The 18,883-nt window shown below is 35.7% G+C and carries 19 protein-coding genes; 6 read left to right on the top strand and 13 right to left on the bottom strand.

Features of this window, described 5'->3' with window-relative positions; genetic code table 11:
• Window positions 1-22 precede the first annotated feature (22 nt).
• Window positions 23-718 (bottom strand): hypothetical protein, encoded by a 696-nt coding sequence (locus DJ93_RS14725; protein ID WP_042981570.1) that lies wholly within the window; start codon window positions 716-718, stop codon window positions 23-25.
• 539 nt (window positions 719-1,257) lie between these two features.
• Between DJ93_RS14725 and DJ93_RS14720 the strand changes: the two genes are divergently transcribed.
• Window positions 1,258-2,343, top strand: coding sequence for a polysaccharide deacetylase family protein (locus tag DJ93_RS14720; RefSeq protein ID WP_042981568.1), 1,086 nt, complete (start codon window positions 1,258-1,260; stop codon window positions 2,341-2,343).
• Window positions 2,344-2,489: 146 nt separating this feature from the next.
• Complete coding sequence (locus DJ93_RS14715; protein ID WP_042981565.1) at window positions 2,490-3,719, top strand: aminopeptidase; 1,230 nt, start codon at window positions 2,490-2,492, stop codon at window positions 3,717-3,719.
• A gap of 56 nt (window positions 3,720-3,775) precedes the next feature.
• On the opposite strand, the gene DJ93_RS14710 is transcribed toward DJ93_RS14715, so the two are convergent.
• From DJ93_RS14710 to DJ93_RS14660, 11 genes are all read right to left on the bottom strand, one after another.
• On the bottom strand, window positions 3,776-4,264 hold the full coding sequence (locus tag DJ93_RS14710; RefSeq protein WP_042981564.1) for a DUF4352 domain-containing protein: 489 nt from the start codon (window positions 4,262-4,264) through the stop codon (window positions 3,776-3,778).
• Window positions 4,265-4,405: 141 nt separating this feature from the next.
• Window positions 4,406-4,729, bottom strand: a complete 324-nt coding sequence (locus DJ93_RS14705) for a DMT family transporter (protein ID WP_000263253.1) — start codon at window positions 4,727-4,729, stop codon at window positions 4,406-4,408.
• A 46-nt stretch (window positions 4,730-4,775) separates the two neighbouring features.
• On the bottom strand, window positions 4,776-6,227 hold the full coding sequence (locus tag DJ93_RS14700) for an NAD-dependent succinate-semialdehyde dehydrogenase (RefSeq protein WP_042981562.1): 1,452 nt from the start codon (window positions 6,225-6,227) through the stop codon (window positions 4,776-4,778).
• A 15-nt stretch (window positions 6,228-6,242) separates the two neighbouring features.
• Window positions 6,243-7,616, bottom strand: coding sequence for a sigma-54 interaction domain-containing protein (locus tag DJ93_RS14695; protein WP_042981561.1), 1,374 nt, complete (start codon window positions 7,614-7,616; stop codon window positions 6,243-6,245).
• A 126-nt stretch (window positions 7,617-7,742) separates the two neighbouring features.
• Window positions 7,743-9,107, bottom strand: a complete 1,365-nt coding sequence (gene gabT, locus DJ93_RS14690; protein WP_042981560.1) for a 4-aminobutyrate--2-oxoglutarate transaminase — start codon at window positions 9,105-9,107, stop codon at window positions 7,743-7,745.
• A gap of 132 nt (window positions 9,108-9,239) precedes the next feature.
• Entirely contained in the window at window positions 9,240-9,986 is a 747-nt protein-coding gene (locus DJ93_RS14685; protein WP_042981559.1) for an HAD family hydrolase, read from the bottom strand.
• A gap of 135 nt (window positions 9,987-10,121) precedes the next feature.
• Complete coding sequence (locus DJ93_RS14680) at window positions 10,122-11,027, bottom strand: diacylglycerol kinase (protein WP_042981557.1); 906 nt, start codon at window positions 11,025-11,027, stop codon at window positions 10,122-10,124.
• Window positions 11,028-11,550: 523 nt separating this feature from the next.
• Window positions 11,551-12,981, bottom strand: coding sequence for an Asp-tRNA(Asn)/Glu-tRNA(Gln) amidotransferase subunit GatB (gene gatB / locus DJ93_RS14675; RefSeq protein WP_042981555.1), 1,431 nt, complete (start codon window positions 12,979-12,981; stop codon window positions 11,551-11,553).
• Window positions 12,982-12,995: 14 nt separating this feature from the next.
• Entirely contained in the window at window positions 12,996-14,453 is a 1,458-nt protein-coding gene (gene gatA / locus DJ93_RS14670) for an Asp-tRNA(Asn)/Glu-tRNA(Gln) amidotransferase subunit GatA (protein WP_042981553.1), read from the bottom strand.
• Between the two features lie 15 nt (window positions 14,454-14,468).
• Window positions 14,469-14,759, bottom strand: a complete 291-nt coding sequence (gene gatC, locus DJ93_RS14665) for an Asp-tRNA(Asn)/Glu-tRNA(Gln) amidotransferase subunit GatC (protein WP_000086999.1) — start codon at window positions 14,757-14,759, stop codon at window positions 14,469-14,471.
• 141 nt (window positions 14,760-14,900) lie between these two features.
• Window positions 14,901-15,137 (bottom strand): YiaA/YiaB family inner membrane protein, encoded by a 237-nt coding sequence (locus DJ93_RS14660; protein WP_002029490.1) that lies wholly within the window; start codon window positions 15,135-15,137, stop codon window positions 14,901-14,903.
• 230 nt (window positions 15,138-15,367) lie between these two features.
• On the opposite strand from DJ93_RS14660, the gene DJ93_RS14655 reads away from it, so the two are divergent.
• The 4 genes from DJ93_RS14655 (at window position 15,368) to DJ93_RS14640 (ending at window position 17,842) form a co-directional block, all read left to right on the top strand.
• The gene (locus tag DJ93_RS14655; protein WP_042981551.1) at window positions 15,368-15,850 is read left to right on the top strand and encodes a MarR family winged helix-turn-helix transcriptional regulator; all 483 of its coding nucleotides are present in this window, start codon (window positions 15,368-15,370) and stop codon (window positions 15,848-15,850) included.
• Between the two features lie 75 nt (window positions 15,851-15,925).
• Window positions 15,926-17,107 (top strand): ArsA family ATPase, encoded by a 1,182-nt coding sequence (locus DJ93_RS14650; RefSeq protein WP_080743478.1) that lies wholly within the window; start codon window positions 15,926-15,928, stop codon window positions 17,105-17,107.
• Window positions 17,100-17,291 carry a DUF3926 domain-containing protein gene (locus DJ93_RS14645; RefSeq protein ID WP_042981549.1) on the top strand — a complete coding sequence of 64 codons (192 nt, stop codon included), beginning with the start codon at window positions 17,100-17,102 and terminating at the stop codon, window positions 17,289-17,291. The genes DJ93_RS14650 and DJ93_RS14645 overlap by 8 nt, the downstream gene beginning before the upstream one ends.
• 65 nt (window positions 17,292-17,356) lie before the next feature.
• On the top strand, window positions 17,357-17,842 hold the full coding sequence (locus DJ93_RS14640; protein WP_042981547.1) for an HXXEE domain-containing protein: 486 nt from the start codon (window positions 17,357-17,359) through the stop codon (window positions 17,840-17,842).
• Window positions 17,843-18,012: 170 nt separating this feature from the next.
• Here the strand turns inward: DJ93_RS14640 and DJ93_RS14635 are convergent, their stop codons facing one another.
• A complete protein-coding gene (locus tag DJ93_RS14635) occupies window positions 18,013-18,867 on the bottom strand; it encodes a MetQ/NlpA family ABC transporter substrate-binding protein (protein ID WP_042981546.1) in 855 nt (284 codons plus the stop codon).
• Window positions 18,868-18,883: the final 16 nt, after the last annotated feature.

Here is an 18,883-nt window from a genome sequence, read left to right as displayed (position 1 = left end):
GTAAGGTGGTTTTTTCGCTTCTTTAAGAAAGCGAGTGAAATTCGACTACTTTTTCTTTACTAATAAGCTTTCCTTCATGTATACCTTTTACTGAAATATCAATAATGGATTTATTTCCTCCTTCAAGCTTTCCTAAAGAAAATAAATAGATTAAATTTTCTTTTTGTAATACCCACTGCTTGCCGTTCCATGGACCCGTTAGCCTTTGTTCTGAAGATGCTTTTACTTCTCCAACATACTGACATTCTCCAAACGAAGTTCTTATTATATTCTTCTCAGTATCAATCACTATATGTCGAAATAGCTCTAAATTTTTACTTGAAACAATTTCTATTTCGTGATTACTCTTTTGTTTAAATTGCAGTTTTCCATCACTTGTATTAGATAGGCTACTATGCTCAACAGCATTTCTAAAAAAGTTATATTCTTCTTCCGTAACACCAAAATTAGGATGATACGGCTTCACCTGTTTATCTATATGCCCCGATATGTAGTTTACATACCACTCTTTATCATTTTTCACATGATCACTCATTTTTTTAGTAATAACCTCTACTTTTTTACGGGTATCACGATCCATTTCAAGCGTCATAATATCCGCAGTCATAAGGCGTGACGGAATATACTCTTCTACGCTATTTGCTTTACTCACTTCACTTTGACAACCAACTATACATAGCAATACTAGAAGGATATATATTATTTTTCTGTATTTCATTTCTATTCTCCACTCCGCACATCATTCTTACTTATATTTACAATGTTTTCTATTATAATCTGAAATCCTTATATTCGAATGAAAATGAATAACATATGCAGAATTGCATATAAAGTAGCATTCATCTTACTTTAAAATGAGCTTAAATCGATTACCAAAATATACAAATTACAAATTCTAAATGCTATAATTTGTAAAAAACACTGGAGGATTTTATGAAAGCTCACGCCCTTTTTGATTTTTTACATTTATTGTTTTTAAGCATGAAAAGCTATTACGTATGGGGAATGCCTATCTATGTCTTCATTATTCCTCTCATTTTTGTAGTAGGGTATATCATTATTACTTCCAATAAGAAAAGAAAGGATACATCTATTCAAAGCCACTAGCCTTCCCTCTCTATCATGAGCCCTCAAAAATCATATTCCCCTCATTTTCTTCAAATGATATGATGAACAAGGGTATACACCCACCACTCTTATAGCGGTGGGTGTTTTAATGTAAACATGCAACATAATACACAATAGAAGGTGATCGTTATGAGAAAATACGCAGCAATCGCTTTATGTACATCTGCCATTCTGGCAGGATGTACTACTAGTAATGCGAACCAAGAACCTAAAAAAGAGAAAAAGGTGCAAGAGCAAGTAAATAAAAAAGAAGAAACTGTACAAACACAAGGTAAAATTTCTTACGCTCCCATTACACACGAATCTGCAAACACATCCATCCATATAACAGATATAAAAGATTCTTTAAGTGAGGTACAGTATAAAATTTGGCGTACTGCTGACGGAAAAGAAAGTGCGAAATCTTTCTCCTCTAAAGAAAAAGAGAAACAATTTACAATTCCTTTTAATATAAAAGAATTTGAAGGACAACGTGGTGAATACCAAATTGAAGCAATAGGAACAAAAAAAGACGGAAAAAATATTCCACTCACAAAGTCCACCATTATATTCGAGCAAAAGGTACCTGTTCTTATGTATCATGCAATTGATGATTATCATGGACAAGGTATTAAAGACTTATTCGTATCACCTGCTAACTTTGAAGCACAAATGAAGTACTTAAAAGAAAACGGCTTTACATTACTAACTTTTGAACGATGGAACGATATAAATAAAGTAAATAAACCTATTTTCGTTACATTTGATGATGGCATGAAAAACAATATGAATGCATTTCGTATTTTACAAAAGCTAAAAGACGATACTTTTAAGCCGGCGGCAACTGAGTATATGATCGTCGATAATGTTGATGTAGAAGGCGCTCTATCCACTGTTGAAATAAAAGAAATGGTCGATTCCGGTATTTTTTCTGTACAATCCCATACAGCAACACATGCAGACTTACCGAAAATTACAAATTACGCGGAAGAATTGAAAGGATCGAAGGAAAAACTAGAAAAAATAACAGGTAAGCCTGTTATCGCTATTGCATATCCATTCGGCCATGTAGATGATAAAGTTGTAGCAGAAACAAAGAAATATTATCAATTTGCAACAACGACAAAACCTGGACAGTTCATCACAAAAGGTGAACCTGATGAGTTATTAAAAATGAAACGTGTTCGCATACACAATACGACTACAGTTGAACAATTTGCATCTTCTATTAAGTAAATGAGAGAGCTCAATATATTTTGGGCTCTTTTTTTCCTAAAAATGAAGGTTTATTAGTGTTTTTTATGCTGTATTTATATATATATTTTGAATTTTCTTGTATTATATAAAGTAAGAAATCTTTCAAACTAAAGGAGATTATACATATGTCATTTGAACAAACATTAGAAAAATATGCTGCTCTTGCAGTCAATATCGGTGTTAATATTCAGCCAGAACAAACATTATCAATCAGCGCACCTCTTGAAGCTGCACCATTTGTACGCCTCGTTACAGAAAAAGCATATAAAGCTGGTGCAAAGCATGTATATGTTGATTGGAATGACGAAACGTTAACACGATTAAAATTCGATTTAGCTCCTGAAGAAGCATTCTCTGAATTTCCATCTTGGAAGGCACACGCTCGTGAAGAATTAGCAAAAGAAGGCGCTGCATTTATGTCCATCTATGCAGAGAACCCTGATTTATTAAAGGGTGTAGATGCAAAGAAAATTGCAACTGCTCATAAAGTAGCTGGAGAAGCAATGAAAGTATACCGTGATTATGTACAAGCAGATAAAGTAAGCTGGTGTGTAATTTCTGTTCCTACAAAAGAATGGGCTGCAAAAGTATTCCCTGACGCAGCACCAGAAGAACAAGAAGCAAAACTATGGGATGCGATTTTCCAAGCAACTCGTGCAGATTTAGAAAATCCAGTTGAAGCATGGAATGAACATAATGAAACATTACATAAAAAAGTAGATTACTTAAATGAAAAACATTATAAAGCTCTTCACTATACAGGTCCTGGAACAGATTTAACAATCGAACTTCCAGAAAAACATGTATGGGCTGGCGCTGGTAGCTTAAATGAAAAGAACGTACCATTTATGGCTAACATTCCGACAGAAGAAGTCTTTACGATGCCACTTAAAACAGGTGTAAACGGACAAGTATCTAGCACAAAGCCGTTAGCATTTGCTGGGAACATTATTGATAACTTCACGTTAACGTTTGAAAATGGTCGTATCGTTGACTATAAGGCGGATGTTGGTGAAGAAGCTTTAAAACATTTAGTCGAAACAGATGAAGGTTCGCACTTCTTAGGAGAAGTAGCGTTAGTACCTCATGATTCGCCAATTTCTAATACGAATATTTTATTCTACAATACACTATTTGACGAAAATGCATCTTGTCACCTTGCAATTGGAAATGCTTATGCATTTAACTTAGATGGCGGGAAAACAATGACAAAAGAAGAACTTGCTGAAAATGGTGCAAACGCTAGTATTACACACGAAGACTTTATGATTGGTTCAGCTGATCTTGATATTGACGGTATTACAGCTGATGGCACACATGAACCAATCTTCCGAAAAGGGAACTGGGCGTTTTAATACAAAATAGAAAAGAACAAGATACTAGTCTTGTTCTTTTTTCTGTTTTTCAAAATTTAATTGGTTGGCTTCAATTCAAATTTTATCGTCCTATTTTCATGCGTAAATTCCGGTCTATATGTAGCAATGTATGTATTTTCTTTTGCCACATCAAACAACATTACATCTTGGATTTTTTCATCCGGTGCTATCTTTTTACTAATGAAGCTATCATATTTATATTCTTTAAACTTTGTACCTTTCTTATCTGTAATCTCAAATTCGTAAAATGCAAAAGGTATTTCCTTTTTACTATTATTTTTCACCGTAAAAACAATCCCTAAAATATCATCTTTCTTTTTATCTTTAGAGTAATCTGGATACCCTAATTGAACTGAATCAAGAGTTACTTGCAATCCATCCACGTCTACTGTTTCTCCTACTTTATAAACTTTATTTTGAATGTCTTCTTGTTTACTCGTGTTGTTATTTTTCACTTCCGTACAGGCGCCTAAGCTTAAAACTATGCTACCCATTAGAACAATTTTACTCACTTTTTTTAGCATCACACTTCCTCCAAATAAGACTAGATTTTATACGGTTATCATAGCAAAACCCATCCCTTCTTCTTGTCATATTTTGTCGTAAAAAATACGATTCACATCTATAGAAAATGAAAGAAGCTATCTTCCGTAGAAGATAGCTTCTTATGATGCTGATGACACTTTCAGTCCAATCACACCTAAAACGATAAAGAGAATACAAAACGCTTGGAATAAGCTAATATGCTCTTTAAAAAAGTAGACACTAATAATTGTAATAAGCAATGTCCCTACACCAGACCAAATCGCGTAGGCAATACTTAAATGAATCTTTTTAACAACAATAGCAAACACACTGAAACAAATTCCATAAAAAACGAAAATAAGTACACTTGGAACGAACTTTGTTAAACCATTTGATAATTTCATTGCGATTGTTCCAGCTACTTCAAAAATAATCGTTACGAGTAATAATAGCCAATATACCATATAGAATCTCCTTATCTGTTAGCTTATAGAGATTCTAGTATACTACTTATAATCCTAATGAAATATACTTAATTTCTAAATATTCCTCGATACCGAAGTGACCACCTTCACGGCCGATACCACTCTCTTTAAGTCCACCAAACGGTGCTTGTGCAACTGATGGAAGTCCATCGTTCAAACCGATAATGCCATATTCTAATGCTTCACTAATTTGAAACGCTTGGCTAATATCTTTCGTAAAAATATATGCAGCTAATCCATATGGCGTATGATTCGCACGTTCAATTACTTCCTGGGCTGTTTCAAATTTAGCAACAGGTGCAACTGGACCAAATGTTTCTTCGTTCATACAAAGCATTGTATCATTTGCCTCCCCAATTACAGTTGGCTGCATGAAATAACCATCTAACTCTGCAACTTTTTGGCCTCCATATAAAATTTCGCCACCTTTTTGAACAGCATCTTCAATATGCTCTTGCACTTTTGCAATTGCACCCTCATCAATAAGTGGTCCAACAGTCGTTCCTTCACCGAATCCATCTCCAACTTTAAGCTGTCCGACTGCGGCTTGGAACTTCTCTACAAATTCTCCATAAACCGCCTCTTGTACGAATACACGATTTGTACATATACATGTTTGTCCTGCATTTCGGAATTTCGAGCCGATTACCGCTTCTACTGCTTTATCTAAATCAGCATCGTTCATTACAATAAACGGAGCATGCCCACCTAGTTCAAGTGAAACTTTTTTCATCGTTTTTGCAGCACTAGCCATTAATTCTTTTCCAATTTCAGTTGATCCTGTAAATGAAACCTTTCTAACGCGTCCATCCTCCATCCACGTATCTGCAATTGCTTTTGCACTTCCTGTTACGATATTTAAAACACCTTTCGGAATACCTGCTTCATGTGCTAATTCAGCTAATTTCAGTGCAGTTAATGGCGTTTGACTGGCAGGTTTCACAACTGCAGTACAACCTGCCGCAAGCGCTGGAGCTACCTTTCTCGTAATCATAGCTGCTGGGAAATTCCAAGGCGTAATGGCTGCAATAACCCCAACTGGCTGTTTCATTACTAAAATACGTTTATTCGGATGAGAAGCTGGAATCATTTCACCGTATACTCGTTTCCCTTCTTCTGCATACCATTCAACAAAACTATTTGCATAATTCACCTCACCGAGCGCTTCTGCAAATGGCTTTCCTTGTTCCTTCGTCATAATCGCTGCAATTTCTTCTTTGTTTTCATCAATGAGTGTAAACCACTTCTTTAATTTTCCCGCTCGATCAGCTGCTGTTAATTTTGACCACGATTTGAAAGCTTCATATGCAGCATCAACAGCTTCCTTCGCTTCCGTAACCCCGCCTTTCGGTACAGTTGCAAATATTTCTTGCGTCGCTGGATTATTAACCTCGATTTGTTCTTGTAACGTAACCCATTCTCCATTTATATACATCGCTTTTTGATCTAAATTTACAAACGTCGCTTTCTTATCCAATAGTCTCTTCCTCCTTTAAACATTTGTATGGCTAATTTCTTCTCCAGTAAACTTCTTAATTTTCCTAGTAGCAGCAGATTGACTTATTTGTAAAAACTCAGCTACTTTATAACTTGATCCATATGTTTTATACGCTTTAAGAATAATATTTCGTTCTACTTCCTCTAGCATTTTATAAAGGCTCTGTCCCGATTGCTCAACTGTTGATTCTTGCATAGATAGTGGTAAATCTTCTATCGTTACAAAATCATCTGCAGTAATAACAATTCTTTCAATTACATTCTCTATTTCTCTATTGTTTCCTTCCCATGGATAGCCTACAAACATTTGCAACGTACTAGGAGCTAGCTTCACATCACGTCCATACTTTTTATTAAAATGATGTAAATAATGATAGACTAGCGGCAAAATATCTTCTGCTCGCTCACGAAGTGGCGGAATTTGAATTGGTATTACATTTAGGCGATAATATAAATCTTTCCTAAATGCCCCCTCCTTTACCATTTCGCTTAAATTCCGATTCGTAGCTGCCACAATACGAACGTCTACTTTTTTTAGCTCTCTACCTCCTACTGAGCGAAATGTTTTTTCCTGTAATACCTGTAAGAGCTTCGCCTGAATTTCAAGTGGCATTTCACCAATTTCATCTAAGAAAAGAGTCCCTTTATGGGCTAGCTCTAAAATCCCTTTTTTCCCTTCACGATTCGCACCTGTAAATGAACCACCCGAGTATCCAAATAGTTCCGATTCAATTAAATTTGTCGGCAGTGCCGCACAATTCATTTCATATAGCATTTCATTCTTCCGATGGCTCACTTCATGCAAATGACGCACTAATCTACTTTTTCCGACTCCCGTTTCTCCTAAAACAAGGATCGTACTATCTACTGTAGAAACTTTTTTAATCGTCTCCACTATTTTTTGCATCGCTACACTTTTAAAAATGAGACCTTCATGCTCATATGTTTCTCTTAACTCTTTTTTATATGTTTTCAACTGACTTTTCATTTCCTCTACCTTTTTGCGTAACTGATAGAGTTCCGTAAGATCTCTTGAATAACTAATTACTCGCCTTAAATTACCTTGTTCATCAAATAGCGGCCTTGTACGAACATGCAAATACTCTCCCGATTTCGTCGTTTGAACAATTTCAACAGGCTTCTTCTTTTCAATTACTTCTAATGTTGCAGATGGATAGAAAATCCCTTCTTTTTGTAATTCCTCTACATGCTTCCCTACTAATTCCTTAGCAGAAAGCTGATAATGTCTTTCGCATGTACTATTTACACGGACAACCGTCCCGTTCTCATCCGTAACAAAAATCTCATCAAATGCATATTCAAATACATCTTTTAAATCCATAAATGCTCGTTCCTTTTCTGCAACCATTCTAGCCACCCCTCAAATTCAAGTACATCGATTCACTTTATTACGTCTTACACCTCATTATAAAGTGAATTTTCTGTATTTTATATAGAATAAGCTAGAATGTTTGCAATTTATTATTTCAACCTTTTATACACGAGCGATATCAGCTTGCTCATAACAAGCTTGTAACGATTCTTCAATGATTGTTAACCCTTCTTCAAGTTGCTCATCTGTAATCACTAATGGCATTAATACGCGAATCACATTTCCATACGTTCCTGCAGATAATAAAAGTAGACCACGTTTATTGGCTTCTGCACATAGATTAGCTGTTAATATTTTATCTGGCACTTTCGTTTTTCGGTCTTGTACAAGCTCAAATGCACACATCGATCCTAAACCACGTACATCACCAATACAATTATATTTATTTTTCATCTCTTTAAAGCGATTCATCACAACGTTTCCTAACTCTATAGCCCGATCATTTAGTTTTTCCTTTTCAATTACATCAAGGACCGCTAAAGCTGCTGCACATCCTAATGGACTTCCCGCATACGTTCCTCCCAATTCTCCCGGCGCAGATTCATTCATAATTTCTTTTCGTCCAATAACGCCACTAATTGGCACCCCTGCACCTAATGATTTTGAAACAGTAATTAGATCTGGAACTACATCATAATGATCGATTGCAAAATATTTTCCAGTACGACTAAAGCCAGTTTGAATCTCGTCAGCTACAAATAAAATGCCCTGTTCTGAACAAATACGACGTACTTCTTGAACAAACTTCTTACTTGGAACGATAAAGCCACCTTCCCCTTGGACAGGCTCCATTACGACAGCTGCAATTGTTTCCGGTGCTACTTCAGATATAAAGAAGTTCTTAAATTCTTCAATGATAAAATCATCATATTGTTCCTCTGTTAATCCTTCTGGACGACGATATTCATACGGGAACGGTGCTTTATACACTTCTGGAGCAAACGGGCCAAATCCGAATTTATATGGCTTTACTTTACTTGTCATTGTCATCGTCATTAATGTGCGGCCGTGAAATCCTTTTGAAAATGCGATAATACCAGGTCTTTTCGTGTATTTACGAGCAATTTTCACAGCATTTTCAACTGCTTCCGCACCACTGTTTAAAAACAGTACTTGCTTATCAAAATTTCCAGGAGCTAATGCTGCAAGTTTTTCTGCTAATTCAATATACGGCTCATACATCATGACGTTAAAACCAGTATGAATATATTGATCTACTTGCTTATGAAGCGCTTCTTTAACGATAGGATGGCAATGCCCTACGTTTATCGTTCCAATCGCTCCTGCGAAATCAATAAATTGATTTCCATCTACATCTGTTACAAGCGCACCATTTGCTGACTGGACGAATGTTGAAATACCATTACTAACCCCTCTTGGTACTATATTTTGACGGCGTTCCATTAAAGAAGCTGCCTTTGGTCCCGGAATTTGTTCATTTACTTTGGCAAATTTTTTTGTATTCATTATGTTCCCACCCTTTTCATTACAATGTTTTCTTTTTCTTTCCTGCAAAATGTATGCCAGTTTATAAATGCCTTATCCTTCTAACGTTATTTGTATTTCGGCATAAAAAATAAGTCTATAAAGACTTATTTTTTATACATTAGACTTCCTTTGCTCCCAAATTAAATCACCCGAATTAGAAATAACATCCCCAACAGAATGTAACACTAAATCTGCAAGTGGTTCTAACGTTTGAAGGTCACCTGTCCCAGAAAGTACCCCAATCGCATAACAATCCCCACTATTTCTCGCTAAATGTAAATCTGTTGGTGTATCTCCAACAATCGCTACTTCAAATGTCTTTAAATTAAACCTTTCGCAAAATGATTCTACAATCCTTTTATCTGGTTTTTGTGCTGGGAACGTATCTGAAGCTACAATATAATCAAAGAAAGACTCCAATTGATACTGTTTTAAAAATAATTCTGTCGGTGCGAAATCATCAGCTGTGACAACACCTAATATAAATCCTCTATCTCTCAAAACTTGTAAAACTTTCGGTAAATCTGCTGTCATTCTCATATAAGAACGATGCTCATACATAAGAGAAAATAATTTTTTACTCACCCAATGATGCATCTCTTCTTCCTTCACGGATGAGATATATTTACAAAGACCTTTCGCTATATCTAGACTCGTTCCAGCTGCTAACGCGCTGCGAGGATGAACAAACTTCCCCTCTACACCAATTTCTTTTAATAAAGTTGGTTGTAATGAATCGGATAAATGATATAAATCTATACATTCAGCTACAAGCTCCTCAGCTACTTTTATCCAAATTGAATGGAAGTCCATTAATGTTCCATCTTTATCAAATAGTATTGCTCTTACCTTCTCCATAGCACCCTACCTTTCAATTCTTCTCTCCTTCAGTGTAACAATAAAATATGGATGTAAAATAAATGAATTGTAAAAATACCATAAAAATCAAAAAAACTCCCAATTTACAATTCATTTATATAAAAAAGGATGCCTTTACAGGGCATCCTCTTTATGTTCTGGAACAAATAGTTCAAGACAATGATATATATTTTCAAATTCCATCGGTGCATCTCCACCGTATTCACCATCTAAGTTAATCATTAATTTATCTGGTGAATGGACTTTAATTCGATTTGCTTGCGTATATAACACTTTTGGATTATTAATATGTTCACCGCGCTGCGCTTGTGTCGCAGCTTTAATTAAGTCAGCAATAGAACCTTTCTTCAGCACTAATAAATCAAATAATCCATCGTTAATAGATGCATAAGGCGCTACTTTCTCAAAGCCACCTACTGAACGAGTATTCGTAATTAAAAACATCGTAATTTCTTCTTGCAATAACTTTCCATCATACTCAATCTCAACATATGTCGGATGTAATGATGGTAGCATTTCAATACCTTTTAAATAATATGCAAGTTGTCCTAATACTGTCTTTAGTTTACTTGGCACTTCGTATGTTAACTCTGTAATACGACCGCCACCAGCAATATTAATAAAGTATGTATCGTTTGCTCTACCAAGATCTAATGGGACAGTCTTTCCTTCACAAATAATATCCGCTGCCTCTTCAATAGAACGAGGTACACCGATCGCACGTGCAAAGTCATTTGTCGTTCCAACTGGAATTATTCCGAATTTCGGACGATAGTCATGTCCTACTAAACCATTCACCACTTCATTTAACGTACCGTCACCACCCGCTGCGATGACAACATCAAACTTACGCTCTACAGCTTGCCTCGCTGCCACAGTTGCGTCTCCAGGACCAGTTGTCGCATGACAAGACGCCTCGTATCCAGCTCGTTCTAATTTTTGCAGTACTTCTGGTAAGCTCTTCTTAAATAGCTCACGACCAGAAGTAGGATTATAAATTATTCTTGCTCGCTTCATCATTTATTAGCACAGGAAATTTCTCATTCATCGAAAAGAATATACCGAACCCTTATTCAGTGTTCCTATGCCTACCTCCCCTCATCTTCCTATCCTTCTTTTATCCCGCTCAAACAGGCAGTAAGAAACCGATTCGTGTAGTCCTCCATTAGTAAATGTTCACTAAAGAAGGTTTTGCTTTATTTGACCAAGAAATATATGTCTTTCTACTCTTTATTACTTTTTATTCTCTTAAATAAAATTAAATATAACGAATAATAATTATCCATTATTTCATGAGATAAAAAAACTCTCTATGTCTAGATTTATCATTATTCCCACCTTTTTGCAACTATCATACCATAGTTGCTATACAAACAGTTTTTCAGTTTTGACAGTTAATCAAACGTTTATTTAAATCATTTCTTCATTTAAACAAACGTTTGATTAACTCAGAAAAAACACCCAAATATGGGTGTTTTTTCTGCTTAATCTTTAAGAATCACTACTATTTTAACGATTAAAAATAATGCTTTTGCTTTTATTTTTATCGCTTGTTAATTTCTTCAAGTAAGATTTTGTTAACAAGTGGTGGATTTGCTTGTCCTTTTGTAGCTTTCATAATTTGACCAACTAAGAAGCCAATTGCACGGTCTTTACCGTTTTTAAAGTCTTCAATAGATTGTTCATTATTATCAAGAATTTCTGTTACGACCTTACGAAGTGTTCCTTCGTCAGAAATTTGAACAAGACCTTTTGCTTTAACGATTTCTTCTGGGTCTCCACCTTTTTCAATTAATTCATTAAATACTTTCTTCGCAATTTTAGAAGAAATTGTACCTTTTTCAATTAATTGAACCATTTTAGATAGGCCAGCAGGCGTTAATGCAACGTCTTTTAACTCTTTTTGTTGTTTGTTTAAATATGCAAGTACTTCACCCATTAACCAGTTTGATGTTAATTTCGCATCCGCACCGTCTGCAATTGTTGCTTCAAAGAAATCAGACATCTCTTTCGTTAATGTTAATACATGTGCATCATAAGCTGGTAAGCCGATTTCTTCAACATAGCGAGCTTTACGTGCATCTGGAAGTTCTGGAATAGAAGCACGTACTTCTTCTTTCCACTCATCGTCGATGTAAAGTTCAACTAAGTCTGGTTCTGGGAAGTAACGGTAATCATCAGATCCTTCTTTCACACGCATTAAGATTGTTTTCTTCGTTGCTTCATCATAACGACGTGTTTCTTGTTGGATAATACCACCAGATAATAATTCTTTTTCTTGACGCACTTGCTCATGCTCAAGACCTTTTTGCACGTAAGTGAAAGAGTTTAAGTTTTTCAGTTCTGCTTTTGTACCGAACTTCTCTTGTCCAACTGGACGAAGGGAAATATTTGCATCACAACGAAGAGAACCTTCTTCCATCTTACAATCTGATACGCCTGTATATTGAATGATTGATTTTAACTTTTCTAAGTATGCGTATGCTTCTTCTGGAGTACGCATATCTGGCTCAGATACGATTTCGATTAACGGCATACCTTGACGGTTATAATCTACTAATGAGTAACCTTCGCTTGTATGCGTTGATTTACCAGCATCTTCTTCTAAATGAAGACGTGTAATACCGATACGTTTCTTTTTACCATCTACTTCGATTTCAATCCAACCATTTTCTCCAATCGGCTTATCGAATTGAGAGATTTGGTATGCTTTCGGATTATCTGGGTAGAAATAGTTTTTACGGTCGAACTTCGTTTCAGTTGCAATTTCACAGTTTAATGCCATTGCAGCTTTCATTGCAAAGTTAACAGCTTCTTTATTTAAAGTCGGAAGTACCCCTGGGTATCCTAAGTCAATTACACTTGTTTGTGTATTTGGCTCCGCTCCGAATTCTGTTGGACTCGCAGAGAAAATTTTCGAATTTGTTTTTAACTCAACGTGAACCTCTAAACCAATAATTGTTTCTAAATTCATCTATGCTCGCCTCCTTACAGACTTGCTTTTTTTGTATGATAATCTGTTGCTTGCTCAAACGCATGTGCAACGCGGTAAATTGTCGCTTCATCGAAGTGTTTACCAATAATTTGTAGACCAAGTGGCATGTTGTTAGCACCAAATCCACATGGAATAGAAATCGCTGGAACACCCGCTAAGTTTACTGGAATTGTTAAAATGTCATTTGCATACATTGTCATTGGATCGTCCACTTTTTCGCCCACTTTAAATGCTGGAGTCGGCGTTGTTGGTCCAATAATAACATCATAGTTAGCAAATACATTTTCAAAGTCGTTTTTAATTAATGTACGTACTTGTTGTGCTTTTTTGTAATATGCATCATAGTAACCAGAGCTAAGAGCAAATGTACCAAGCATAATACGGCGTTTTACTTCATCACCGAAACCTTCGCTACGTGTGTTTTTGTAAAGATCTAATAAATTATTTACATTATCAGAACGAACACCATAACGTACACCATCGAAGCGTGAAAGGTTAGCTGATGCTTCAGAAGAAGATAATAAATAATACGTTGCTAGAGCGTATTTAGAGTGCGGAAGAGATACTTCCTCCCAAGTTGCACCCATACCTTCTAATACTTTTAAAGCAGCTAGTACTGACTCACGAGCTTCCTCGCCAACACCTTCACCTAAGTATTCTTTCGGTACAGCAATGCGTAAACCTTTAACATCGCCTGTTAAACCAGCTAAGTAGTTTCCTACTTCAACGTTTGCAGAAGTTGCATCCATACGGTCAATACCTGAAATAGCTTGTAATAAGTACGCATTATCTTCTACTGTACGTGTAATCGGTCCGATTTGGTCAAGTGAAGATGCGAATGCTACTAATCCGTAACGAGATACACGTCCGTAAGTTGGTTTTAAACCTACAACACCGCAATATGCAGCTGGCTGACGGATAGAACCACCCGTATCAGAACCTAGAGAGAATAATACTTCTCCTGCTGCTACAGCTGCTGCAGAACCACCACTAGATCCACCAGGAACATAGTCTAAGTTCCATGGGTTTTTTGTAGCATAGAAACCTGAGTTTTCATTTGAAGAACCCATTGCGAACTCGTCCATGTTTAATTTACCGATTGTAATTGTGTCAGCAGCTTTTAACTTTTGCACAACTGTCGCATCATAAATTGGATCGAAGTTTGCTAACATTTTGCTCGCACAAGTAGTACGAAGACCGTTAGTTACAATGTTATCTTTTACACCGATTGGCATACCGAATAATAAACCATTATCTTCAGCGCCAATCTTAGCATCTAATTCTTTCGCTTTCGCGCGTGCATTTTCTTCATCTAATGTAAGAAAAGCTTTTACGTTATCTTCAACATCCGCAATACGTTTGTAAGATTCTTCTACTAAATCCGTAACGGAAATTTCTTTGCTGTTTAATTTCTTATGTAACTCTGATACAGAATGATCAAATAATGACATCGAAATTCCCCTCCTCTATTCTAATACTGCTGGAACACGGATTTGATTATCTTTGTGATCCGGTGCATTTTTTAATACTTCTTCTACTGGTAAACCTTTTTCTGGCACATCTTCACGCATAACATTTTTCATAGTTAATACGTGAGTTGTTGGTTTTACATCTGTTGTATCTAATTCATTTAACTGTTCTGCAAATGTAACAATTGCATCGAGTTGTTTTTGAAATTTTTCTGCTTCTTGATCAGTAATTGCAAGACGTGCTAAATGTGCTACATGCTTTACATTCTCAACGGAAATTCTTGACACGGCTAGGCCACCTCCATAATATATCGTTCAATCTACAATACTATTGATGATACCAAATTTTCAGTACTTCAAGCAAGTCAACACACGGCACTTATAGCATTTTTACATAAAAAAAGAAAGGCGGATGCCTTTCTTTACGATTTACTCTTTATCTAACGATTTATTTTTCGGAAATCTTTCATTATCTTCTTCATTATCACGAATTGTTTTTTGTAATACAAAACATGACATCGTTAAAAATAATGTTCCAATTAAATAGTACCCTTTTACACTAAGCGTTTCATCTAACGTATAAATCCCTATTAACATTCCAGAAAGTGCACAAACGAATGAAGTCCATGCTAAAAACGTGAACGCTTGCGTATTTCTTCTCCTCATTGTTCTCCCCCTTGTTAGCTGCACATCCATTATTGATAAATATATTTACCGCAATGGGTTTTTATGTAAATTCTATTTTTCTATTTATTAATCTATCACAAACATTTTCTGTTTTGAAGTTATTTTTTGTCTAATCCGAAAAATCAATCAAAATGATTGACATTTATTTCAAAGACACATAAAATAAAAATAAATATTACGAATCTCGAAATATACGGGAGTGGACATAATTGTTGCAATATGAACATTTTTTAGACTTACTGCTAGATAACGCCAAGAAACTTTTCTATCCTGAAGAATGGGTGAGCCTTGATTTAACACTTTCCAAAACAGAAGTATTTTGTTTACTTTGGATGGAGCGAAATACAGACATTACAATGACAAAAATTGCTGATCTTCTTGATATACCGATGAGTACAACGACAGGCGTCGTTAACCGCCTTGTAAAAAAGGGGTATATTGAACGCTATCGGGATGAAAGCGATCGACGCATTGTATTAATTCGCTTAACAGAAAATGGCATAACGCTCGTCCAAGAAGTGAAACAAAATGTAGCTCATTACTTTAGCCTCGTGACGGAAGCATTGTCAGAAGAAGAAAAAGCATTCTTACTGCAAATCTTCCAAAAGATCATGAACCATATCGCTACGTCACAACAAAAAACAGAAGAAAAGATTTCTACACCTAAAATGAAAAACATTCCAATTGAATAAAACCCTAGATGGGTTTTTATTCAATTATTTATTTCGACATTCGTAATATTCGACATTCGAAGCAAAGGGGATATAATGATGAGAATTATTTTGTATACAGGTAAAGGCGGCGTAGGAAAAACTAGCATTTCAGCAGCAACAGCACTTCAAAGTGCAAAACAAGGGTTAAGAACATTAGTAATGAGCACAGACCCTGCTCATAGTTTAGGAGATTCGTTTGGTATAAAACTATCTTCTGAACCATTAGAAATTCGCGAGAACTTATGGGCTCAAGAGATTAATACGATTTATGAAATGGAAAAAGGCTGGGGGAAATTACAAAAATATATTACACTCCTCTTCACTTCCAAAGCGGCTGATGATATTACGACAGAAGAATTAACGATGTTCCCTGGTATGGAAGATTTAATTAGCTTACTTCGAGTACTAGATTACTATAAACAAAACACATACGATGTCATCATCATTGATTGCGCACCGACCGGAGAAACATTAGCAATGCTCAGCTTTCCAGACATGCTCGGTTGGTGGATGGAAAAACTCTTTCCTATTAAAAGAAAGGTTTTAAAAGTTGTTCGTCCTGTAGCGCAACCACTTCTTGGTGTCCCCCTTCCAACCGATGATATTATGGACGAATTAACGAATACGCTTGAACAGCTTGGAGAAATGAGAGATATTTTATCAAACCGAGAAGTAACAAGTATTCGCATTGTTGTAAATCCTGAAAAAATGGTCATTAAAGAAGCTCAGCGCAGTTTTACTTATTTAAATTTATACGACTATAACGTAGATGCCATTATGATTAACCGCGTCATCCCTAGCACTGTCACCGATCCTTATTTTCAAGCATGGAAAGATACACAAAAAAAATATAAAACATTAATTCAAGATAGCTTTCAACCCCTTCCTATTTACGAAGCTCCGATGTTTGAACAAGAAGTTGTCGGGTTGTCTATGTTAGAACGTGTAGGAGATACTTTATTTAAATCTGACTCTTCTCCTACGGAAGTAAAATTTAATGGTCGCACACAATATGTAAAAAAAGATGGCGATGAGTATATTTTCGTTCTGTCTATTCCCTTCTCAAACAAAAGTGAACTTTCATTAAATCAAAAAGGTGATGAACTTATTATCCGTACTGGTTCTGTGAAGCGAAATATCACTTTGCCAAAAACATTAACGCACCTTTCTATTCAAGGAGCTAAGTTTGAAGATGATGTACTAAACATTCGGTTTGGAGGTGTAGTGCATGCATGATGAACTACTCCGGAGAATAATTCGTACAAAAATAAAGGTCGGTATGCGAGTATTAGAAGAGCTACCGAGTCCGATTCAGCAATCAGCTAAACACATACTAAATATTTTGCAAGAGGAGCTCGCTGCTCATCCGACAGAACAAACGCATCCTGAAGATAATTTAAAAAGTATTATAATTGAATAACTATATCCGTATAGAAGGCCTTTTTCTTATAGGCTTTCTATACCCCCTATTGGAGCTGATATAAGTTGATGAAAACATCCTCTACAAGACATTGCACAATTCATACACTCTGGCTAATCCCCTTTTTATTTTTCATTCACAACCTTGAAGAGGCTTTTCAGATGCCACAATACCTTGCTAATCAATTTTCGATTCATTTTATAGACAATAAACAATTTATCATCGCAATTACTATATTAACAAGCTTTGTCCTACTCATAGTCATTCTATACCAATTACAAATTATCTCTTCTATTTACTGGATTATTTTTATACAAGGAGCCATTTTCTTTAACTCTGTTCAACATATTATTTTATTTGTTATTTATCGTTCTTATAATCCTGGAGTAATATCAGCATCTATCATTATCCTATTTTCTATTTTCTTATTTTCATCTAAAAAAAAACGATTCATCCATAAAAAGAGATTAGCAATTACACTCATTTTCAGTTTACTTTCTTACCCAATCATAATTTGGATTACCTTACTATTCGCTAGCTGCTTTCATTAATAAAAAAAGGACCAGAAAACTCCTGGTCCAGCACTCTACTTAACAAACATTGGATTCTATGTTATACAAAATTGGAAGGTACAGAATTAGGGTTTTGTTTGTTAAGTAGATTATATGTTGAACGAGCTAACAGCGGAGGGGTTCCTACTGTTAGTCCGTTAAACTCAATGTTATTTTACGATTTTTGCAAGCTCATCGAGTGAAAGATCTACTGAAATTGAACCATCATTTGTTTCTTTCTTAATTGCATCTGTTACTTCTTTTGAATGGTATAATTCAATTACTTTTTTCAGCGTTGGATCATTTTTATCTTTCGTACGAGCTGCGAAAATATTAATATATGGCTTCGCATTTTCATTCTTTGGATCTTCTAAGAAAATAGGATCCTTCGCTGGATCTAATCCAGCTTGACCAGCAACACCGTTATTAATAACTGAAGCTGCTACATCTTTTAATACACGAGGTGTTTGCTGTGCGATAACCGGTGTAATTTTTAATTTCTTCGGATTTTCAGCGATACCACTTGGATCTCCAAATAGACCGAAATCCTTCTTAAGCTTTAATATTCCAGCTGCATCAAGAAGTTTTAATGCACGTGCTTGGTTCGTTGGATCATTTGGAATAGCAATTTCTGAACCATCTGGGATTTCATTTGCTTTCTTATATTTTTCAGAGTATAAGCCCATCGGTGCTATTTGTGTTGTACCAACAGCTGTAATATCTAACTTATGCTCCTTTTTAAATTGCTCTAAGAAAGCAATATGCTGGAATGAGTTTAGTTCAATATCTCCATCAGCTAACGCCTTATTTGGCGTTGTGTAATCAGAGAACTCAACCAGTTTAATTTTAATTCCTTCTTTTTCAGCTTTTTTCTTTAAAATTTCCCAAGCGTCTCCATCTGTTCCAGTTACACCGACGCGAACTACTTTCTCTTTCGCTTCAGCACCTTTGTCTCCACCTGAGCAGCCGCTTAAAGCTGAAATTCCTACAATCGCTGATAATGCAAATGCTAATATTTTCTTCATTTTATTTTCCCCTCTT

The sequence above is a fragment of the Bacillus clarus genome (genome assembly GCF_000746925.1).
Classification (GTDB): domain Bacteria; phylum Bacillota; class Bacilli; order Bacillales; family Bacillaceae_G; genus Bacillus_A; species Bacillus_A clarus.
This window is presented reverse-complemented; position numbering and strand designations above follow the sequence as displayed.

Excerpts from the sequence above, each read along its gene's own strand:
- gatA (WP_042981553.1), bottom strand. The coding sequence starts at position 14,453 with ATGTCATTATTTGATCATTCTGTATCAGAGTTACATAAGAAATTAAAC.
- DJ93_RS14710 (WP_042981564.1), bottom strand. The coding sequence starts at position 4,264 with ATGCTAAAAAAAGTGAGTAAAATTGTTCTAATGGGTAGCATAGTTTTA.
- gabT (WP_042981560.1), bottom strand. The coding sequence starts at position 9,107 with ATGAATACAAAAAAATTTGCCAAAGTAAATGAACAAATTCCGGGACCA.
- DJ93_RS14725 (WP_042981570.1), bottom strand. The coding sequence starts at position 718 with ATGAAATACAGAAAAATAATATATATCCTTCTAGTATTGCTATGTATA.
- DJ93_RS14695 (WP_042981561.1), bottom strand. The coding sequence starts at position 7,616 with ATGGTTGCAGAAAAGGAACGAGCATTTATGGATTTAAAAGATGTATTT.
- DJ93_RS14645 (WP_042981549.1), top strand. The coding sequence starts at position 17,100 with ATGCATGATGAACTACTCCGGAGAATAATTCGTACAAAAATAAAGGTC.
- DJ93_RS14685 (WP_042981559.1), bottom strand. The coding sequence starts at position 9,986 with ATGGAGAAGGTAAGAGCAATACTATTTGATAAAGATGGAACATTAATG.
- gatB (WP_042981555.1), bottom strand. The coding sequence starts at position 12,981 with ATGAATTTAGAAACAATTATTGGTTTAGAGGTTCACGTTGAGTTAAAA.
- DJ93_RS14680 (WP_042981557.1), bottom strand. The coding sequence starts at position 11,027 with ATGATGAAGCGAGCAAGAATAATTTATAATCCTACTTCTGGTCGTGAG.
- DJ93_RS14660 (WP_002029490.1), bottom strand. The coding sequence starts at position 15,137 with ATGAGGAGAAGAAATACGCAAGCGTTCACGTTTTTAGCATGGACTTCA.
- DJ93_RS14635 (WP_042981546.1), bottom strand. The coding sequence starts at position 18,867 with ATGAAGAAAATATTAGCATTTGCATTATCAGCGATTGTAGGAATTTCA.
- DJ93_RS14650 (WP_080743478.1), top strand. The coding sequence starts at position 15,926 with ATGATGAGAATTATTTTGTATACAGGTAAAGGCGGCGTAGGAAAAACT.
- DJ93_RS14720 (WP_042981568.1), top strand. The coding sequence starts at position 1,258 with ATGAGAAAATACGCAGCAATCGCTTTATGTACATCTGCCATTCTGGCA.
- DJ93_RS14705 (WP_000263253.1), bottom strand. The coding sequence starts at position 4,729 with ATGGTATATTGGCTATTATTACTCGTAACGATTATTTTTGAAGTAGCT.
- DJ93_RS14715 (WP_042981565.1), top strand. The coding sequence starts at position 2,490 with ATGTCATTTGAACAAACATTAGAAAAATATGCTGCTCTTGCAGTCAAT.